A 17,112-nucleotide genomic window follows, 5' to 3' on the forward strand; every position below is an offset into this window, starting at 1 on the left:
CCTACCCTTCGGAGAGCGCGCGGTCCGCGCCCCGACGTCGCGACCCGCGCCGGGCGAACGCCAGCACCGCGGCCGCGGCGCCGATCGCGCCCACCAGGTTGACCCCCAGCTGCAGCGCCGACAGTGCCGCCTCGTTCCAGCGTCCCTCGATCACCGCGACCGAGGCGTAGGCGGCGGCGGGGACGGTCGTCACCGAGATGACCACGCCGACCATCGCCGACGACCGCGCCGAGGTCAGCGAGAGCATCCCGGCCGCCCCGGCGAGCACGGCGACGACCAGCGAGAACGGCCCCACCTCGTAGATGAAGTCCATCTGCTCCAGGCTGTCGAGCCCGGCCGAGGACAACCAGCCGAGCAGGTCGAACACCAGGGTCGCGACGGCGGTCACGGCCATCGCCAGCGGGAACCCCACGGCGAGCGCGAGCGCGCCGCGCGAGACCAGGTCGCGACGACACAGCACCAATCCGACCGCCATCGCGGCCATCGGGCCGAACTCCGGGCCCAGCACCATCGCCCCGACCACGGTGACCGGCGAGTCGGTGACCGCGCCGACGGCGGCGAGCAGGCAGGCGATGGTGAGGAAGGTCAGGAACGTCCCCGACAGCCGCGACTCCTCGCCGGTGCGCTGGATCAGCTCGTCCCAGACGACGGCGTCGGCGCCGTCCCCCGGGGCGGCCTCCTCGGCGGCGTCGGCCCGGTCGGACAGCACCGTGTCGAGCTGTTCGAGGGTGATGCCGCCGTCGTGGTCGACGCCGAGATCGGACAGCCTGCCCAGCAGGTCGTCGGCGCACTCCCGGGCGACATCGGCCTCGATCAGGTCACCGGCCGGATGCACGGCCACCCCGGGGTGGACCACCAGGTGGGCCACCCCGGGTTCGGTGTCGAGGACGGTGCGGACGTCGGCGGTCCGTCCGGCTGGACAGACCACCCGTAGGTGCAGCACCTACGCGGCCGGGCCGGGCTTCTCCGGGGCGCCGCCGCCGGTCTCCGACGACGGGCCGGGCACGGAACCCCCGGGCGCGGGCGCGGCGGGCTTCGCGTCGACGCCGGCCTCCTTGCGCTGGGCGGCGGTGATCGGAGCGGGTGCCTGGGTCAGCGGGTCGAACCCGCCGCCGGTCTTCGGGAAGGCGATGACCTCGCGGATCGAGTCGACGCCGGCGAGCAGCGCGGTGATCCGGTCCCAGCCGAACGCGATCCCGCCGTGCGGCGGCGGACCGTAGGCGAAGGCGTCGAGCAGGAAGCCGAACTTCTCCTGCGCCTCCTCCGCGGACAGGCCCATGACCTCGAAGACGCGCTTCTGCACCTCGGCCGAGTGGATACGGATCGAGCCGCCACCGATCTCGTTGCCGTTGCAGACGATGTCGTAGGCGTAGGCCAGCGCGTTGCCCGGGTCCTTCTCGAAGCTGTCGATCCACTCCGGGGTCGGCGAGGTGAACGCGTGGTGCAGCGCGGTCCACGCACCGCCGCCGACGGCGACGTCGTCGGTGTCGGCGGCCGACTCGAACAGCGGGGCGTCGACGATCCAGACGAACGACCAGGCCGACTCGTCGATCGCGCCGATGCGCCGCGCGATCTCGCCCCGGGCGGCACCGAGCAGTGCGCGGGCCTCGCTCGGCGTCCCCGCGGCGAAGAAGATGCAGTCACCGGGGTTCGCGCCGACGGCCTCGGCCAGCCCGGACCGCTCGGCCTCGGACAGGTTCTTGACGACGGGGCCGCGCTCGTCGACCTGTCCGTTCTCGCCGATCAGCACGTAGGCCAGACCGCGGGCGCCACGCTGCTTGGCCCACTCCTGCCAGCCGTCGAGCACCTTGCGGGGCTGCGACGCCCCGCCCGGCATGACGACGGCGCCGACGTAGGGGTTCTGGAAGACCCGGAACCCGGTGCCCGCGAAGTACGACGTGAGCTCGGTGAGCTCGATGTCGAACCGCAGGTCGGGCTTGTCCGAGCCGTAGCGGGCCATCGCCTCGGCGTAGGGCATCCGGCGGATCGGGGTGGGCACGTCGTAGCCGACGAGCTTCCACAGCGCGACCAGCACCTTCTCGGCCAGCGCGATGACGTCGTCCTGCTCGACGAAGCTCATCTCGATGTCGAGCTGGGTGAACTCCGGCTGCCGGTCGGCGCGGAAGTCCTCGTCGCGGTAGCAGCGCGCGATCTGGTAGTACCGCTCCAGCCCGCCGACCATCAGCAGCTGCTTGAACAGCTGCGGGCTCTGCGGCAGCGCGTACCAGGAGCCGGGGCGCAGCCGGGCCGGGACGACGAAGTCGCGCGCGCCCTCCGGGGTCGACCGGGTCAGGGTCGGCGTCTCGACCTCGATGAAGTCCTCGGCGGCGAGCACGTCGCGGGCGGCCTTGTTCACGTCGCTGCGCAGCTTCATGGCCGCGGCCGGCCCGGGACGGCGCAGGTCGAGGTAGCGGTGGGAGAGCCGGATCTCCTCGCCGACGCCGGTGTGCTCGTCGATCGGGAACGGCAGCGGCGCGGACTCCGACAGCACGGTCAGCCCGGTGACCGTGACCTCGATGTCGCCGGTCGGCAGGTCGGCGTTCTCGTTGCCCGCGGGCCGGCGGACGACCTCGCCGACGACCTGGATGCAGAACTCGGAGCGCAGCCGGTGCGCCCGCTCGGCCATCTCGCCCTCGCGGAACACCACCTGGGCCGATCCGGAGCGGTCCCGCAGGTCGATGAAGATCACGCCACCGTGATCGCGGCGGCGGGCCACCCATCCGGCGAGGGTCACGGTCTGGCCGGCGTTCTCGGCACGCAGGGTGCCGACGGGGTGGGTTCGCATCACGGCGGTCAAGGCTATCGGCACCACCCGGGCCGCCTGCCACCAGGTTTCCGGCGCCGCCTCACAGCAGGCTCAGCTGCCCCGCGTCCGGGTCCGGTGGCCGCACCGGCGCGACCGGCTGCCGGGTCCACCCCGGGTCCCGCGGGTTCGGTTCGGGCCGGTCCAGGCCGTGCCGGGCCAGCAGCGGGGAGACCCGCCGGGCCAGGGCCCTGCGGTAGTCCGGTGTGGCGTAGGCCCCGCCGCGGTAGAGCCGCGCGTAGCGCGGCAGCAGCGCGGGGTGGGTCCGCCCCAGCCAGGCCAGGAACCACTCCCGGGTCCCGGGGCGCAGGTGCAGCGCGAGGACCGTGGCCCGGCTCGCCCCGGCGGCGGCGATCTCGCCCAGCAGTGCGTCGAGGGCCTCGGTGGAGTCGGTCAGCCACGGCAGCACCGGGGCCACCATGACCCCGCAGGGCAGGCCCGCGTCGGTGATCCGGCGGACGAGGTCGAGCCGGGCCCACGGGCTCGGCGTGCCCGGCTCCAGGTGCGACTGCAGCTCCCGGTCCAGCAGCGCGATCGACACCCCGGTGCCGACGCGCACATCGGCGTTCGCGGCCGCGAGCTGCGGCAGGTCCCGGCCCAGCACGGTGCCCTTGGTCAGGACGGAGAACGGCGTGCCGGAGCGGGCCAGTGCGCCGATCACCCCCGGCATCAGCCGGTAGCGGCCCTCCGCCCGTTGGTAGGGGTCGGTGTTGGTGCCCATCGCGACGTGCTCGCGCCGCCACGACGGCCGGGCCAGCTCCCGCTCCAGCACCCGGGCGACGTTCACCTTGACCACGATCTGGGAGTCGAAGTCCGCGCCGGCGTCCAGGTCCAGGTAGGTGTGGGTGTTGCGGGCGAAGCAGTTGTGGCTGACCACCCCGGCGGCGACGAAGTCACCGGTGCCGGTGGTGATGTCGACCATCGGACGCAGGGTGCCGGTGTCGCGGATCGACACCACCCGCGGCGCTCCCCCGGGCGGCTCCTCGACGCGGGCTCCGCCGACGTCACGCATCCGGGCCACGGCCGGGTCGGTCACCGCGACCAGCCGCAGCTGCTCGGCGACCCCGCCCAGCACCCGCAGCGCCCGCACCCCGGGCCGGGCCGACGGCTCCGAGGCCACCCGGAACCCGAGCCGCCGCAGCGCGTCGACGCAGGCGCGGGCGAGCGTCTCCTCGCCGGGCACGATCCGCAACACCCCGGCGGAGACCTCACCGCAGGCGTCGACGATCCCGCCGACGAAGCCGGCCGACCAGCCACGGGCGGGCCGGTGCGGCCAGGCCGTCGGCGACGGTGCGGGCGCCGCGAGCATCCCGGCGGCCACGGGCACCGGCCGCGCGGTCAGCAGGTGGTGGGCGCGGGCGAGCGCCTCCAGCTCCACCCAGCCGGTCGGGAACGGCTCGGCCCGCACCCGCCCGCGCACCGCGTCGGCCCGGACCAGCCCGCAGAGCCAGCCCTCGGCGTACCCCTCGGGCCGGGGCCCGCCCGGGACCGCGGCCGCACCGGGCCCGACCAGTGCCGTCCCCGGTGTCAGGTGCGGCCGGTCCGCCGAGGAACGGCAGCGCCCCGGGCGCACGTGTGCCCAGCCGGTGGTGGTGAGGAAACGGTGTTCGGCGGAGGTGACGAGCACCGTGCCGTCGTCGAGGGTCACCTCCTGCGCCCGGCGCCGGGTCGACCAGCGCGCGAGCACCGGGGTGCGGACGAACCGGCGCCGCCCGCCGCCGTCGGCGAGGGTGCCGACCACCTCGTCACCCGGGCGCAGCTCCCCGATGGGCCGGGACCGGCCGTCGGCGGTGAGCACCGGGGTGTCCGGGACGAGGCAGTAGGTGCAGGCGTGCGAGCAGCCGCGGTAGGGGTTGACCGTCCACCCGAACGGCACCGGCGACGACGACGGCACCCGGTTGAGCACCGAGCGCGCCTCGACCTCGTGGAACACCGTGTCCGCGAACCCGGGGGTGCGCACCGAGTGCAGCAACCCCCGCATCCCCGGCAGCGCCGTCGCGTGTCCGACCCCGTCCGCCCCGACCTGCTGTCCGTCCCATCGCACCGCTCCAGTCGAACACAAGTTCGAACGACGGACAACCGGTCGTCGCCGGGCGGTCGCGTCCGGGCGAACGGCACCCCGCAGGCCGAAGATCGTTTGCAAGGATGCGGAGGTGCCCCCGCCCCCGCCCGTCCCGCGCGACCCGTCCGCCCCCGACGGCGGCCGGCCCACCGCTCCGCGGACGGGGGGACGGCGGCGCGCCGAGGACCGGGCACCGGGCGCCTCCGGCGGGCACCTGTTCCCGGCAGAACCGGCGCAGCACCGGGCCCGGCGGACACCGGGCACCCGGCCACCCGCCCCGCGCCGTCCGTCCCGCGAGGAGAACGGCGCCTCCCCCGCACCGGCAGGACGTGCCGCGCCGGGCCCCACCGGCGGCACCGACAACAGCACCGACGACAGCGCCGAGACCGGTCCGATCCCCCGCGCCGGGCACCCGGGCGGCTGGGGCGACTGCCCCGGCGCGGCGGGGCCCGGCACCACGACCGGCGCGCCGGCACCGCCCGCCACCGGGCACGACCACGGCGCGGGACTCGGGGAAGGACACCGAGACGGACACAGCGCGGGACACCGAGAGGGACCCAGCGCGGCACACGGCCAGGGACACGAGCAGGGACACGGCCACGGCCACGGGCACGGCGCCGCGTCCCCGGCCGGACGACGGGTGCGGCGGCTGCTCGTCGCGCTGCTCGTGCCGTGCGTGCTCGCGACGCTCGCCGGGGTGGCCCTGCTGTGGCCGGGGGCGACCCCGGTCCCGGAGATCCCGCCCACCCAGCAGGTGCACGGCACCGTCACCACGGTGCAGGTCGCGGACTGCTCCCCCGGCGCCGGGGACCGTCGCTGCACCGGGGTGACGGTCGCGCTGTCCGACGGGCCCCGTGCCGGACGGGACCTGGTGCAGCTGGTGCCGAACGAGCCGTCGACACCGCGGTTCGCGGTGGGCGACCCGGTCACCCTGTCGTGGTCGGGCGCCAACCCCGACGACGCGGGCTCCTACCAGCTCGTCGACTTCCAGCGCGGCGCCCCGCTGGGGTGGCTGGCGGCGGCGTTCGCCCTGGCCGTCGTCGTGCTGGGACGGCTGCGCGGGTTCGCGGCGCTGGTCAGCCTGGCGCTGAGCTTCGTGATCCTGCTGTGGTTCGTGCTGCCGGCGATCCTGTCCGGTGGCTCCCCGCTCGCGGTCGCGGTCACCGGCGCCTGCCTGATCATGTTCGTGGTGCTGTACCTGACCCACGGGTTCACCGCGCGGACGTCGTGCGCGGTGCTCGGCACACTGGCCTCGCTCGCCCTGATCGGGCTGCTCGGCTACTTGTTCACCGTCACCTCCCGGCTCACCGGGCTCGACGACACCACCGCCACCCTGATCGGCACGCTCGGCCCCGGCGTACCGATCGACCCCCGCGGCCTGGTGCTGGCCGGGCTGGTGATCGGCGCGCTCGGGGCGCTGGACGACGTCACCGTCACCCAGGCGTCCGCGGTGTGGGAGCTGGGCGCGGCGAACCCGGGGATGAGCGTGGGCGAGCTGTTCGCCGCCGGGATGCGGATCGGCCGCGACCACGTCGCGTCCGCGGTGAACACCCTGGTGCTGGCCTACGCCGGGGCGGCGCTGCCGCTGCTGCTGTTGTTCACCGTCGCCGCCGGCGGGGTGACGCAGGTGCTGACCAGCCAGGACGTGGCGACCGAGATCGTGCGGACGCTGGTGGGCAGCATCGGTCTGGTCGCCGCCGTCCCGGTGACGACCGGGCTGGCCGCGCTGGTCGTCGGGCGGCGCTGAGTCTCACCCGGCGGGCTGGAGCACGAAGTCGTAGCGGGCCTCGTACCAGGGGGTGTCGCTGTGCCCGCCGTCCGGCGTGGGGCCGGGCTCGTGGCGGTCGAACGCCACGACGAGCTCGCGCTTCACACCGAACACGACGTCGGAGTCGAGGTACTCGGTGCCCTCCCGGAACAGGTGGGTGATCAGCGGTGCGTAGCCGGGCACGGCGAGCAGGAAGTGGATGTGCGCGGGCCGCATCGGGCTGATGTCGGTGCGCGAGATCAAGTCGCCGACCGGGCCGTCCATCGGGATGGCGTAGCCGAGCGGGGCGATGGTGCGCACGCAGTAGCGGCCGTCGGCGTCGGTCGTGTACTTCGCGCGCAGCCGGGCCTCGTCGACGTCGAGCTGGGCCTCGTAGGTGCCGTCGGCGTCGGACTGCCACACGTCGAGCACGGCGCCGGGGACGCCGGTGCCGTCGAGCGAGCGGACGGTGCCGTGCACGAACAGCAGGTCGCCGGGCAGCCCGTCGGACATGTCGGCGCCGAAGTCCTTCTCCGGGGAGCCGTCGATGTGGAACGGGCCCAGCACGGTCGCCGGGGTGGCGGCCGGGTCGAGGCGGTGGTTCTGCTGGACGACGAGCATGGACAGCCCGAGCACGTCGGAGGCGAGGATGAACTCCTCGCGCTTGTCGTCGGAGATCTGCCCGGTGGCGGTCAGCCAGCGCACGGCGGCCATCCACTCGTCCTCGGTGAGGTGGGTCTCGCGGGCGAAGTCGTGCAGGTGGCGCACCAGGGCGGTCATCAGCTCGGCGGTGCGCGGGTCGTGCGCGGTCGCCCAGCGCGCGACGGCGGCGTCGGTGATCGTGTCCTCGGTGACGGTGGTGGGCTGCGTCATCGCAGGTCTCCCTCGGGCTGGTACGGGTCGGGGTCGACGGACCGGTTGTGCAGGTCCACGGACAGGAAGATGTCGTTCGCGACGGGGTGGCGCAGCTCCTCCGCGAGCTGACCGATCAGACCGGCGGTCCGGGCGAGCAGCGCGAAGCCGCGCAGCAGCTCCAGCGGCAGCCCGAGGTCGGCCAGTGCCGCGCCGCAGACCCCTGCGCCGTTGAGCGGCAGCGTCCGGCCCAGCACCTGCGGGTGCACCCGGTCGATCGCGGCGAACAGGCGCAGGTGCGGGCCGAGCAGCCCCTCCTGTTCCGCGATGGCGAACAGCCGCGGGGTGCGGGGGTCGCCGTCCTTGTGGACGTGGTGGCCGAGGCCGGGGACGAACCGCTTCGCGGCCCGCTGCGCGGTGACGACGTCGAGCGCGACGGCGTCCCAGCCGTCGTCGTCGGTGGGGCGCTCGGTGGGCAGGTGGTCGTGCAGGAACCGGCCGCAGTCCTCGGTGACGCCGAGGAAGCGCGAGCCGCCACCGAGCAGGCCGGCGGCGAGCGCGCCCTGCACCGAGTCCGGCGCGGACAGGTGGGTGAGCCGCGTGACGATCGCGGTCGGGGTGAACCCGTGGTCGGCGAGGGCGGCGAGGACGGCCTCGAACACCCGGGGCTCACCGGGGGTCGGGCGGCGCTGGGTGGCGAGCCAGAACGCGAGCTCACCGAACCCGACGGTGCCCATCACGTCCTCGGCGAGGTCGTGGCCGAGCAGGGTGATGGCGTCCTTCGACGAGGCACCCAGGGCGGTGGGGTAGGTCATGAGTCGAGCCACTTCCGCAGGTCGGCGCCGTGCTCGTCGAGCTGCGGCGGGGGGAGCCGGTAGACGGCAGGGGTGGCGGAGAAGCGGACCGGGTGGCGCGTGGTGGGCACCGCCCGCTCCCCCTCCCCGACGGTGACGACGGGGTCGAGGCCGAACCGCTCCGCCATGGCGAAGCCGCCGTCGATGGTCTGGATGGGGCCCGACGGCACGCCGGCCTCGGTGAGCAGCTCGAACCACTCGACGGCGCCGCGGGTCGCGAGCCGCTCCTCCAGCAGCGGGCGCAGCGCCTCGCGGTGCACGGTGCGGTCGGCGTTGCGGGCGAAGCGGGGGTCGTCGGCGAGGTCTCCGACCCCGAGCACGACGCAGAGCTTGCGGAACTGGGCGTCGTTGCCGGCAGCGACGATGAGGTCGTCGTCGGCGGTCGGCATCGGCTCGTAGGGAAAGACCGACGGGTGGGCGTTGCCCATCCGGTACGGCACGGTGTCCCCGGCGACCCAGGCGGAGCTGTGGTTGACCAGCCCGGTGAGCGCCGAGGAGAGCAGGTTGACCTCGACGTGCTGGCCGGTGCCGGTGCGGTCGCGGTGGCGCAGCGCGGCCAGGATCCCGATCGCGGCGTGGTTGCCGGCCATCACGTCGAACACCGAGATGCCCGCCCGGTACGGCGGCCCGTCCGGATCGCCGGTGAGGCTCATGAGCCCGGACATCGCCTGGACCATGAGGTCGTAGCCCGGCACGTGCGCGCCCGCGCCGGAGCCGAACCCGGAGATCGAGGCGTAGACGACGCCCGGGTTGGTCGCGGCGACGGCGTCGAAGTCCAGCCCGAAGCGGGTCATCCCGCCGGGGCGCAGGTTCTCGATGACGACGTCGGCCCGCCGCGCGAGCTCGCGGGCGGCGGCGAGGTCGGTCTCGTCGCGCAGGTCCAGCGCGATGGAGCGCTTCCCGCGGTTGATGCCCAGGTAGTAGGTGGACTCCCCATCGCGCTCGGGCGGCATCCACGTCCGGGTGTCGTCGCCGGCCGGACCCTCGACCTTGACGACGTCGGCGCCCATGTCGGCCAGCAGCATCGTCGCGTACGGCCCGGCCAGGATGCGCGAGAAGTCGGCCACGAGGATGCCCTCGAGCGGCCCGCCGGTTCCAGCTTCCGCCATCATTTCCTCCGAAGTGATCGCTGTGCGGACGCCTGTCCGCCAGACGATCGTGGCCCCGTCCGGGCCGGGAGGTCAAGCCGGGGCGGACACGGTCACGTGCGGGGCGGTGGCGAGCCGGGCGAAGTCGGCGCTGATGTCGCCCGCGGTCTGCAGCAGCAGCGGCAGGTGGTGTTCGAGGAGGGTCTCCAGCGAGGTCTCCGCGGCGTGGCAGTTGACGTTGACCCCGGCGATCACCCGGCCCTCGCCATCGCGCAGGGGGGCGGCGACCGAGCGGATTCCGGGCGCCAGCTGCTCGTCGGTGAGCGCCCAGCCGCGGGCGCGGACCTCGCGCAGCTCCGCGTCGCGCTCGGCCGGAGTGGGGGCGCTGCGCGGGGTCAGCCCGGACCGCGACGGCTCGGCCAGCACGCGTTCCAGCTCGTCCGGGGCGAGCGCGGCGAGCTGCACCTTCCCCAGCGAGGTCGACGCCGCCGGGAACCGGGTCCCGATCTGGACCGACAGTGCGACGATCTTGGGCACCGCGACCCGCGCGACATAGACGATGTCGCTGCCGTCGAGCTGGGCGATCGAGCACGACTCGTGCGTGCGCCCGACCAGGCGCTCCAGGTGCGGGCGGGCGACGTCCCACAGCCCGGTGGAGCGGACGTAGGCGACGCCGAGGTCGAGCACCCGCGGCGTGAGGGTGTACCCGCGCTCGCAGGCGCGGACGTAGCCGAGCTCGGCCAGGGTGAGCAGCACCCGGCGCACGGTCGGCCGGGCGAGCCCGGTCGCCGCGGCGAGGTCGGCCAGGGTCATCTCCGGCCGGCCGGGCCGGAACGCGGTGATCACCTCCAGGCCGCGGGCGAGCGCCTCGATGAAGTCCGGGCCGGTCCCGTCGCGTGGCATGGGCGTCACGGTAGCGCCTCGCGTCCGCCCTGCGGACACACCGCGACCGACCGCACGACGACGGCGGCCCGGACGGTGACAGCCCGGACGTTGACAGCACAACCAGCGTGCGCGACAGTGACCGCCGTTCCACGGTGTCCGTTCAGCGGACGTCTGTCCGGCAGATCGAGGGGTGCGCCGATGAGCGTCGTCTTCCGCAACACGACCGTCCTGACCGTCGATGCGAGCCGGACGGTCCTGTCCGGCCACGACGTCCTGGTGACCGGCGACCGGATCGCCGCCGTCGGCGTCGGGCTGGCGGTTCCCGAGGGCACCGAGGAGATCGAGGCGGCCGGCGGCATCGTGATGCCCGGCATGATCGACACCCACCGGCACATGTGGCAGACCTCGCTGCGCGGCTACGGCGCCGACTGGACGCTGACCCAGTACTTCGTGTGGAACTACCTGGAGTGGGGGAAGGTCTTCCGTCCGGAGGACATCCACGCGGGCAACCTGCTCGCGGCGCTGGAGGCCCTCGACGCGGGCGTCACCACCACGGTCGACTGGTCGCACGGGCTGCAGACCCCGCAGCACGCCGACGCCGCCGTCGACGCCCTGACCTCCACCGCGGGCCGGTTCGTGCTCGCCTACGGCAACATCCACGACGCCCCCGCGAACTGGACCGCCGACCCCGGGTTCGCGGAGTTCGTGTCGCGGCGCATCACCCCCGGCGACGACATGCTGGGCTTCCAGCTGGCCTTCGACGTCACCGGCGACCCGGCGTTCCCCGAGCGTCCCGCGTTCGAGGTGGCCCGCGAGCTCGGCGTCGGCGTCACCACCCACGCCGGGGTGTGGGGCGCCACCAACGACGACGGCGTCCGGCTCATGCACGAGCACGGCTTCGCCGGCCCGGACACCGTCTACGTGCACGCCGCGTCGCTGTCCGCGGACTCCTACCACCGGATCGCCGCGACCGGCGGCTCGGTGTCGGTGTCCACCGAGAGCGAGCAGAGCGCCGGTCAGGGCTACCCGCCCACCTGGGCGCTGCGCGAGCACGGCATCCCGGTGTCGCTGTCGATGGACTCGTCGATGTGGTGGAGCGCGGACCTGTTCTCGGCGATGCGCACCACGCTGGGCGCCGACCGGTCCCGCGAGCACCTGGAGGCGCACGGGCGCGGGGACACCGTCACCCACTCGTCGCTGCGGGCCGAGCAGGTCGTCGAGTGGGCCACCCGCGGCGGGGCCCGCGCGATCGGGCGCGAGTCGGACCTGGGCTCGGTCGAGGTCGGGAAGAAGGCCGACCTGGTGCTGCTGCGCAACGACCACTCACCGGTGTCGTTCCCGGTGCTGCACCCGCACGGCCACGTCGCGTTCCAGGCCCAGCGCGGGGACGTGCACACGGTCCTGGTTGACGGGCGCGTGGTGAAGCGCGACGGGCGTCTCGTCGACGTCGACCTGCCCGCCGCCCGCGCAGCGGTCACCGCGACCGTGGAGCACCTGCGCGCGACGATGGGCGAGCAGGCGTGGCAGGCGGGGATGAACCCGGAGATCCCGGAGACCAAGGTCCTCGACAACCCCTACACCTACACCGACTACCGCAGCGCGGCGACGCACGGCGGCTGAGCGGCGGCGCCCGTTCAGGCGGGGGCGCGGGCGACGAGGTGCGCCTCGCCGTTGCCCTCGCGGTGGGCGAGGACCTCGAGGCCGGCGAACGCCGCGGTGAGCTCCCCCGGCGCCGCCCGGAACGCCCCGCCCGTGTCGCCGACCTCGGACAGGACCGTGATCACCAGCAGCCCTCCCGGGGCGAGCGCCGCGGCCATCGCCGGGTAGAGCGCCGGGTCGCGGAAGCGCTGGCACACGACGAGGTCGTAGCGGTCGTCCTCGGCCGGGAACCCGGCGTCGAGGTCGGCCTCCACCCAGCGCACGCGACCGGGCGGCTGCTCGCGGGTGACGAGCTCGGCTCCCGCGGCGAGCGCGGCCGGCGACACGTCGACGGCGACGACGTCGAGCCCGCGCCCGGCCAGCCACACCGCGACGCTCCCCCGCCCGCAGGCCACGTCCAGCGCCCGGCCGGACGACGGGAGCAGGTCGAGGTGCTCGCGCAGGGCGTCCGGCGGGGCGGGGGTGCCGGTGCCGAGGGCGCGGTGCTTCGCGTCCCACCGGTCCCGGTCGGTCCGGGCCACGGTGGGCCTCAGCCCGCCAGGGCGGTCACGACGGCGTCGGTGACCGCGTCCAGCGGGACGTCCTGCTGCTCGCCGGAGACGAGGTCCTTGAGCCCGACGGTGCCGTTCTCCAGGTCCCGGTCCCCCAGGACCAGCGCGAACCGCGCCCCGGACCGGTCGGCGGACTTCATCGCGCCCTTGAGTCCCCGGCCGCCGTAGGCCAGGTCGACCCGCAGGCCCCGGGCCCGCAGCTGCGCGGCGATCACGACCAGGCGGCGCTGCGCGGCGTCGCCGAGGGACACCCCGAACACCTCGACCCGCGCGTCCGACCAGGGCGCGACGCCCTCGGCGCGGCAGGCGAGCAGCGTGCGGTCGACGCCGATGCCGAACCCGACGCCGGACAGCTCCGGTCCGCCGAGGGTCGCCATGAGACCGTCGTAGCGGCCGCCACCGCCGATGCCGGACTGCGCGCCGAGGCCGTCGTGGACGAACTCGAAGGTCGTCTTGGTGTAGTAGTCCAGGCCCCTGACCATGCGCGGGTTCGGCGTGAAGGCGACGCCGAGGTCGTCGAGGTGGGCCAGCACGCGGGCGTGGTGGTCGGCGGCGGCGTCGGACAGGTGGTCCATCAGCAGCGGCGCGTCGGCCATCGCGGCGCGGATCTCGGGGCGCTTGTCGTCGAGCACCCGCAGCGGGTTGATCTCCGCCCGGGCCCGGGTCGCCTCGTCGAGGTCGAGCCCGGCCAGGAACTCCTGCAGCAGTGCGCGGTAGGCGGGGCGGCACTCGGCGTCGCCGAGGGAGGTGATCTCCAGGCGGTAGCCGGTCAGGCCGAGGGCCTTGAACCCCTCGTCGGCGATCGCGATGACCTCGGCGTCCAGGCCTGCGTCGTCCACCCCGATCGCCTCGACGCCGACCTGCTGGAGCTGCCGGTAGCGGCCGGCCTGGGGACGCTCGTAGCGGAAGAAGGGTCCGGCGTAGCGCAGCTTGACCGGCAGCCCCTGCTTGTCGAGGTTGTGCTCGATCACCGAGCGGACGACGCCCGCGGTGCCCTCGGGGCGCAGCGTCACCGAGCGGTCGCCGCGGTCGGCGAAGGTGTACATCTCCTTGGAGACGACGTCGGTGGACTCCCCCACCCCGCGGGCGTAGAGGCCGGTGTCCTCGAACACCGGCAGCTCGATGTGGCCGTACCCGGCGCGCTCGGCGGCGGCGGCGAGGGTGTCCCGCACGTGCACGAACCCGGCCGAGGACGGCGGGAGGTACTCGGGGATGCCCTTCGGCGCGGCGAACGGCTCGGGCCTGCGGGCCCGGCTCACCTGCGGCTCGGTGGCGGTCACGGTGGTTGCACGTCCTCTCCGGGGATCAGATCGGTCCTCCCAGCCTAGAACCGGTGTCTCTCAGCTTTCTCCCCAGGTCGCCCCGATACCCTCACCGCGCGTACGGATGATCAAGTCAGGGAGTTGGCGGGACGTGGCGACGAACGAGCAGCGCCGGGAGGCGGCCAAGCGCAAGCTGGAGGCGCAGCAGGCCCGCCGGGCCGAGCGCGAGCAGAAGCGCAAGCGGAACACGACGATCGCGGCCGTGGTGACCGTGCTGGTCGTCGTGCTGGCCGCGGTCGGGATCTACGCGCTGACCTCGGCCTGGGGCGGCCCCGACGACGCCACCCCGGCCGCCGCCCCGCCCGCCGGTGACGGCCCGGACACCTCCGGGCTGCCGACCGTCCCCCTGCCGAAGCGCCCGACGGCCCTGCCGGCCTCGGTCGACTGCACCTACCCCCGGGCTCCCGAGCCCGCCGCGAAGCCGGTGAACCCGCCGGCCGCCGGCGCCACCCCGGCGCAGGGGACGGTGACCGCGGACCTGCAGACCAGCGCCGGCCCGATCGACCTGACGCTGGACCGCGCCCTCGCGCCGTGCACGGTCAAGAGCTTCGCGAGCCTCGCGCAGCAGGGCTACTTCGACGGGACCTCCTGCCACCGGCTCACCACCAGCCCTGGCCTGCAGGTGCTGCAGTGCGGCGACCCGTCCGGCTCCGGCCGCGGCGGCCCCGGCTACTCCTTCGCCGACGAGGTGTTCCCCGGCCTCACCTACGGCCGCGGCCTGCTGGCGATGGCCAATGCCGGGCCGAACACCAACGGCAGCCAGTTCTTCATGATCTACGGCGACGCCCAGCTGCCCCCGAACTACACCGTGTTCGGCTCGATCGGCACCGCGGGGCTCGCGACCCTGGACAAGGTCGCCAAGGGCGGCGAGTCCGTCGGCTCCGGCGACGGCCTGCCGAGCATCCCGGTCGAGATCCAGCGCACCACCCTCGGCTGACCGGCGCCCCGGCCCGCCCCCGCGTGGGGTGGGCCGGGGTCAGGCCGCGCTGGTGACGCGGTAGACGTCGTAGACGCCCTCGATGTTGCGCACCGCGTGCAGCAGGTGCCCGAGGTGCTTCGGGTCCCCCATCTCGAAGGAGAACCGGGAGATCGCGACCCGGTCGCGCGACGTGGTCGTCGTCGCCGAGAGGATGTTGACCTTCTCGTCGGCCAGGACCTTCGTGACGTCGGACAGCAGCCGGTGCCGGTCGAGCGCCTCGACCTGGATGGCGACCAGGAACACCGACTCCGGCGACACCGACCAGGTCACGTCGACCAGGCGCTCCTCGCGGGCGGTGAGGTCGCCGGCGTTGGTGCAGTCGGTGCGGTGCACGCTGATCCCGCCGCCGCGGGTGACGAACCCGAGGATCTCGTCGCCGGGCACCGGGGTGCAGCAGCGGGCGAGCTTGACGTAGAGGTCACCGAGGGACTGGCCGTCGGCGCCGGTGACGACGACACCCGCGTTGCCCGACGGGCGGCGGTGGCGGACCGTCGACGGCGTCGCCCGCTCGGCGAGCTCCTCCTCGGCCTCCTCCTCGCCGCCGAACCAGGCCACGAGGCGCTGCACGACGTGCTGGGCGCTGGCCTGGTGCTCGCCGACGGCGGCGTAGAGCGCGGAGACGTCGGAGTAGTGCATCTCCCGGGCGAGCGCGGACATCGCGTCGGCGGAGATGAGCCGCTGCAGCGGCATCCCGGTGCGGCGCGCCTCCCGGGTGATCGCCTCCTTGCCCTCCTCGACGGCCTCCTCGCGACGTTCCTTCGCGAACCACTGCTTGATCTTGGCCTTGGCCCGCGGGGACTTCGCGATCTGCAGCCAGTCCCGGCTCGGCCCGGCGTCCTCGGCCTTCGAGGTGAAGATCTCGACGACGTCGCCGGAGGACAGCTGGCGCTCCAGCGCGACGAGCTTGCCGTTGACCCGGGACCCGATGCAGCGGTGCCCGACCTCGGTGTGCACGGCGTAGGCCAGGTCGATCGGGGTGGAGCCGGTCGGCAGGGTGACGACGTCGCCCTTCGGGGTGAAGACGAAGATCTCCCGCGCGGCGAGGTCGAAGCGCAGCGAGTCGAGGAACTCGCCGGGGTCGGCGGCCTCGCGCTGCCAGTCGAGCAGCTGGCGCATCCACGCCATCTCCTCGACCTCGACCTCCTTGTTGCCGCCGCCCTTGACCTCCTTGTACCGCCAGTGCGCGGCGATGCCGTACTCGGCGGTGCGGTGCATGGCGTGGGTGCGGATCTGCACCTCGAGGGGCTTGCCGTCCGGTCCGATCACCGTGGTGTGCAGCGACTGGTAGACCCCGAACCGGGGCTGGGCGATGTAGTCCTTGAAACGGCCGGGCATCGGCTGCCACAGCGCGTGCACCATGCCGATCGCGGCGTAGCAGTCGCGCACCTCGTCGACGAGCACCCGGACCCCGACGAGGTCGTGGATGTCGTCGAAGTCGCGGCCCTTGACGATCATCTTGCGGTAGATCGAGTAGTAGTGCTTCGGCCTGCCCTCGACCTTCGCCGGGATCCGCGCGGAGTCCAGCTGGGCGGACACCTCGTCGATGACCTGGCGCAGGTAGGTGTCGCGCGAGGGCGCCCGGTCGGCGACCAGCCGCACGATCTCCTGGTACTTCTTCGGCTGCAGGATCGCGAAGGACAGGTCCTCGAGCTCCAGCTTCACCGTGGCCATGCCGAGCCGGTGCGCGAGCGGGGCGAACACCTCGAGGGTCTCGTTCGCCTTCTTGACCTGCTTCTCCGGGCGCAGGAAGCGCATCGTGCGCATGTTGTGCAGCCGGTCGGACAGCTTGATGACCAGCACCCGCGGGTCCCGCGCCATCGCGACGACCATCTTGCGGATCGTCTCGGCCTCGGCGGCGGTGCCGAACTCGACCTTGTCGAGCTTGGTGACCCCGTCGACCAGGTGCGCGACCTCGTCGCCGAAGTCGGCGCGCAGCCGTTCCAGGGAGTAGTCGGCGTCCTCCACGGTGTCGTGCAGCAGCGCCGCGACCAGCGTCGTGGTGTCCATGCCCAGCTCGGCCAGGATCGTGGCGACGGCGAGCGGGTGGGTGATGTAGGGGTCCCCGGACTTGCGGGTCTGCCCGTCGTGCTTGTCCTCGGCGACGTCGTAGGCACGCTGCAGCAGCACCAGGTCGGCCTTGGGGTGCAGCGACCGGTGGACCGCGGCGAGCGGCTCCAGCACCGGGGTCACGATGGCGACGCGCTGCGGGGTCATCCGCCGGGCGATCCGGGCGCGGACCCGGCGGGTCGCGGACGGGCGTGGCGGCTCGTCGTCGGCAGGCGACAGCGGCCGCGTGGCCGGGTGGGTGCT

The 17,112-nt window shown here is 74.1% G+C and carries 13 protein-coding genes; 3 read left to right on the plus strand and 10 right to left on the minus strand.

All coding sequences use genetic code 11. The features are described from left to right. Nucleotide 1 precedes the first annotated feature (1 nt). From Ae331Ps2_RS25475 to Ae331Ps2_RS25485, 3 genes are read right to left on the minus strand one after another with little or no spacing between them, the layout of a single operon-like run. The gene (locus Ae331Ps2_RS25475) at nucleotides 2–943 is read right to left on the minus strand and encodes a DUF389 domain-containing protein (protein WP_075306037.1); all 942 of its coding nucleotides are present in this window, start codon (nucleotides 941–943) and stop codon (nucleotides 2–4) included. Continuing rightward, nucleotides 944–2,788 (minus strand): aspartate--tRNA ligase, encoded by a 1,845-nt coding sequence (gene aspS / locus Ae331Ps2_RS25480; RefSeq protein ID WP_075311702.1) that lies wholly within the window; start codon nucleotides 2,786–2,788, stop codon nucleotides 944–946. It abuts the gene before it with no gap. Nucleotides 2,789–2,846: 58 nt separating this feature from the next. Beyond that, a complete protein-coding gene (locus Ae331Ps2_RS25485; protein WP_139318703.1) occupies nucleotides 2,847–4,847 on the minus strand; it encodes an intein-containing Rv2578c family radical SAM protein in 2,001 nt (666 codons plus the stop codon). A gap of 109 nt (nucleotides 4,848–4,956) precedes the next feature. Here Ae331Ps2_RS25485 and Ae331Ps2_RS25490 point away from each other — a divergent pair, with 109 nt between their 5' ends. Then, nucleotides 4,957–6,612 (plus strand): YibE/F family protein, encoded by a 1,656-nt coding sequence (locus tag Ae331Ps2_RS25490; protein WP_249265559.1) that lies wholly within the window; start codon nucleotides 4,957–4,959, stop codon nucleotides 6,610–6,612. A 3-nt stretch (nucleotides 6,613–6,615) separates the two neighbouring features. Here Ae331Ps2_RS25490 and Ae331Ps2_RS25495 read toward each other — a convergent pair whose 3' ends face one another. The 4 genes from Ae331Ps2_RS25495 to Ae331Ps2_RS25510 all read right to left on the minus strand — a co-directional run bounded on the left by Ae331Ps2_RS25495 (nucleotide 6,616) and on the right by Ae331Ps2_RS25510 (nucleotide 10,309). Then, complete coding sequence (locus tag Ae331Ps2_RS25495; RefSeq protein ID WP_075306035.1) at nucleotides 6,616–7,485, minus strand: dioxygenase; 870 nt, start codon at nucleotides 7,483–7,485, stop codon at nucleotides 6,616–6,618. After that, nucleotides 7,482–8,279 carry a citryl-CoA lyase gene (locus Ae331Ps2_RS25500; RefSeq protein WP_075306033.1) on the minus strand — a complete coding sequence of 266 codons (798 nt, stop codon included), beginning with the start codon at nucleotides 8,277–8,279 and terminating at the stop codon, nucleotides 7,482–7,484. Before Ae331Ps2_RS25500 ends, Ae331Ps2_RS25495 begins: the two co-directional genes overlap by 4 nt. After that, the gene (locus Ae331Ps2_RS25505) at nucleotides 8,276–9,430 is read right to left on the minus strand and encodes a CaiB/BaiF CoA-transferase family protein (protein WP_369804839.1); all 1,155 of its coding nucleotides are present in this window, start codon (nucleotides 9,428–9,430) and stop codon (nucleotides 8,276–8,278) included. Before Ae331Ps2_RS25505 ends, Ae331Ps2_RS25500 begins: the two co-directional genes overlap by 4 nt. A gap of 69 nt (nucleotides 9,431–9,499) precedes the next feature. Further along, a complete protein-coding gene (locus tag Ae331Ps2_RS25510) occupies nucleotides 9,500–10,309 on the minus strand; it encodes an IclR family transcriptional regulator C-terminal domain-containing protein (RefSeq protein ID WP_075306031.1) in 810 nt (269 codons plus the stop codon). Nucleotides 10,310–10,489: 180 nt separating this feature from the next. Here Ae331Ps2_RS25510 and Ae331Ps2_RS25515 point away from each other — a divergent pair, with 180 nt between their 5' ends. Continuing rightward, nucleotides 10,490–11,911 carry an amidohydrolase family protein gene (locus Ae331Ps2_RS25515; RefSeq protein ID WP_075306029.1) on the plus strand — a complete coding sequence of 474 codons (1,422 nt, stop codon included), beginning with the start codon at nucleotides 10,490–10,492 and terminating at the stop codon, nucleotides 11,909–11,911. A gap of 14 nt (nucleotides 11,912–11,925) precedes the next feature. Here the strand turns inward: Ae331Ps2_RS25515 and Ae331Ps2_RS25520 are convergent, their stop codons facing one another. Beyond that, nucleotides 11,926–12,471 carry a bifunctional 2-polyprenyl-6-hydroxyphenol methylase/3-demethylubiquinol 3-O-methyltransferase UbiG gene (locus Ae331Ps2_RS25520; RefSeq protein ID WP_075306027.1) on the minus strand — a complete coding sequence of 182 codons (546 nt, stop codon included), beginning with the start codon at nucleotides 12,469–12,471 and terminating at the stop codon, nucleotides 11,926–11,928. Nucleotides 12,472–12,479: 8 nt separating this feature from the next. After that, complete coding sequence (gene hisS / locus Ae331Ps2_RS25525; protein ID WP_249265558.1) at nucleotides 12,480–13,781, minus strand: histidine--tRNA ligase; 1,302 nt, start codon at nucleotides 13,779–13,781, stop codon at nucleotides 12,480–12,482. Between the two features lie 133 nt (nucleotides 13,782–13,914). Here hisS and Ae331Ps2_RS25530 point away from each other — a divergent pair, with 133 nt between their 5' ends. After that, nucleotides 13,915–14,760, plus strand: a complete 846-nt coding sequence (locus tag Ae331Ps2_RS25530) for a peptidylprolyl isomerase (RefSeq protein ID WP_075306025.1) — start codon at nucleotides 13,915–13,917, stop codon at nucleotides 14,758–14,760. A gap of 39 nt (nucleotides 14,761–14,799) precedes the next feature. Here Ae331Ps2_RS25530 and Ae331Ps2_RS25535 read toward each other — a convergent pair whose 3' ends face one another. Next, complete coding sequence (locus Ae331Ps2_RS25535) at nucleotides 14,800–17,088, minus strand: bifunctional (p)ppGpp synthetase/guanosine-3',5'-bis(diphosphate) 3'-pyrophosphohydrolase (RefSeq protein WP_139319000.1); 2,289 nt, start codon at nucleotides 17,086–17,088, stop codon at nucleotides 14,800–14,802. Between the last annotated feature and the right edge of the window lie 24 nt (nucleotides 17,089–17,112).

The organism is Pseudonocardia sp. Ae331_Ps2 (assembly GCF_001932405.1).
Lineage (GTDB): Bacteria > Actinomycetota > Actinomycetes > Mycobacteriales > Pseudonocardiaceae > Pseudonocardia.

Bases quoted from the DNA above. Each gene is read 5' to 3' on its own strand.
- Ae331Ps2_RS25515 (WP_075306029.1), top strand. From the start codon at position 10,490: ATGAGCGTCGTCTTCCGCAACACGACCGTCCTGACCGTCGATGCGAGC.
- Ae331Ps2_RS25495 (WP_075306035.1), bottom strand. From the start codon at position 7,485: ATGACGCAGCCCACCACCGTCACCGAGGACACGATCACCGACGCCGCC.
- Ae331Ps2_RS25505 (WP_369804839.1), bottom strand. From the start codon at position 9,430: ATGATGGCGGAAGCTGGAACCGGCGGGCCGCTCGAGGGCATCCTCGTG.
- Ae331Ps2_RS25500 (WP_075306033.1), bottom strand. From the start codon at position 8,279: ATGACCTACCCCACCGCCCTGGGTGCCTCGTCGAAGGACGCCATCACC.
- Ae331Ps2_RS25510 (WP_075306031.1), bottom strand. From the start codon at position 10,309: ATGCCACGCGACGGGACCGGCCCGGACTTCATCGAGGCGCTCGCCCGC.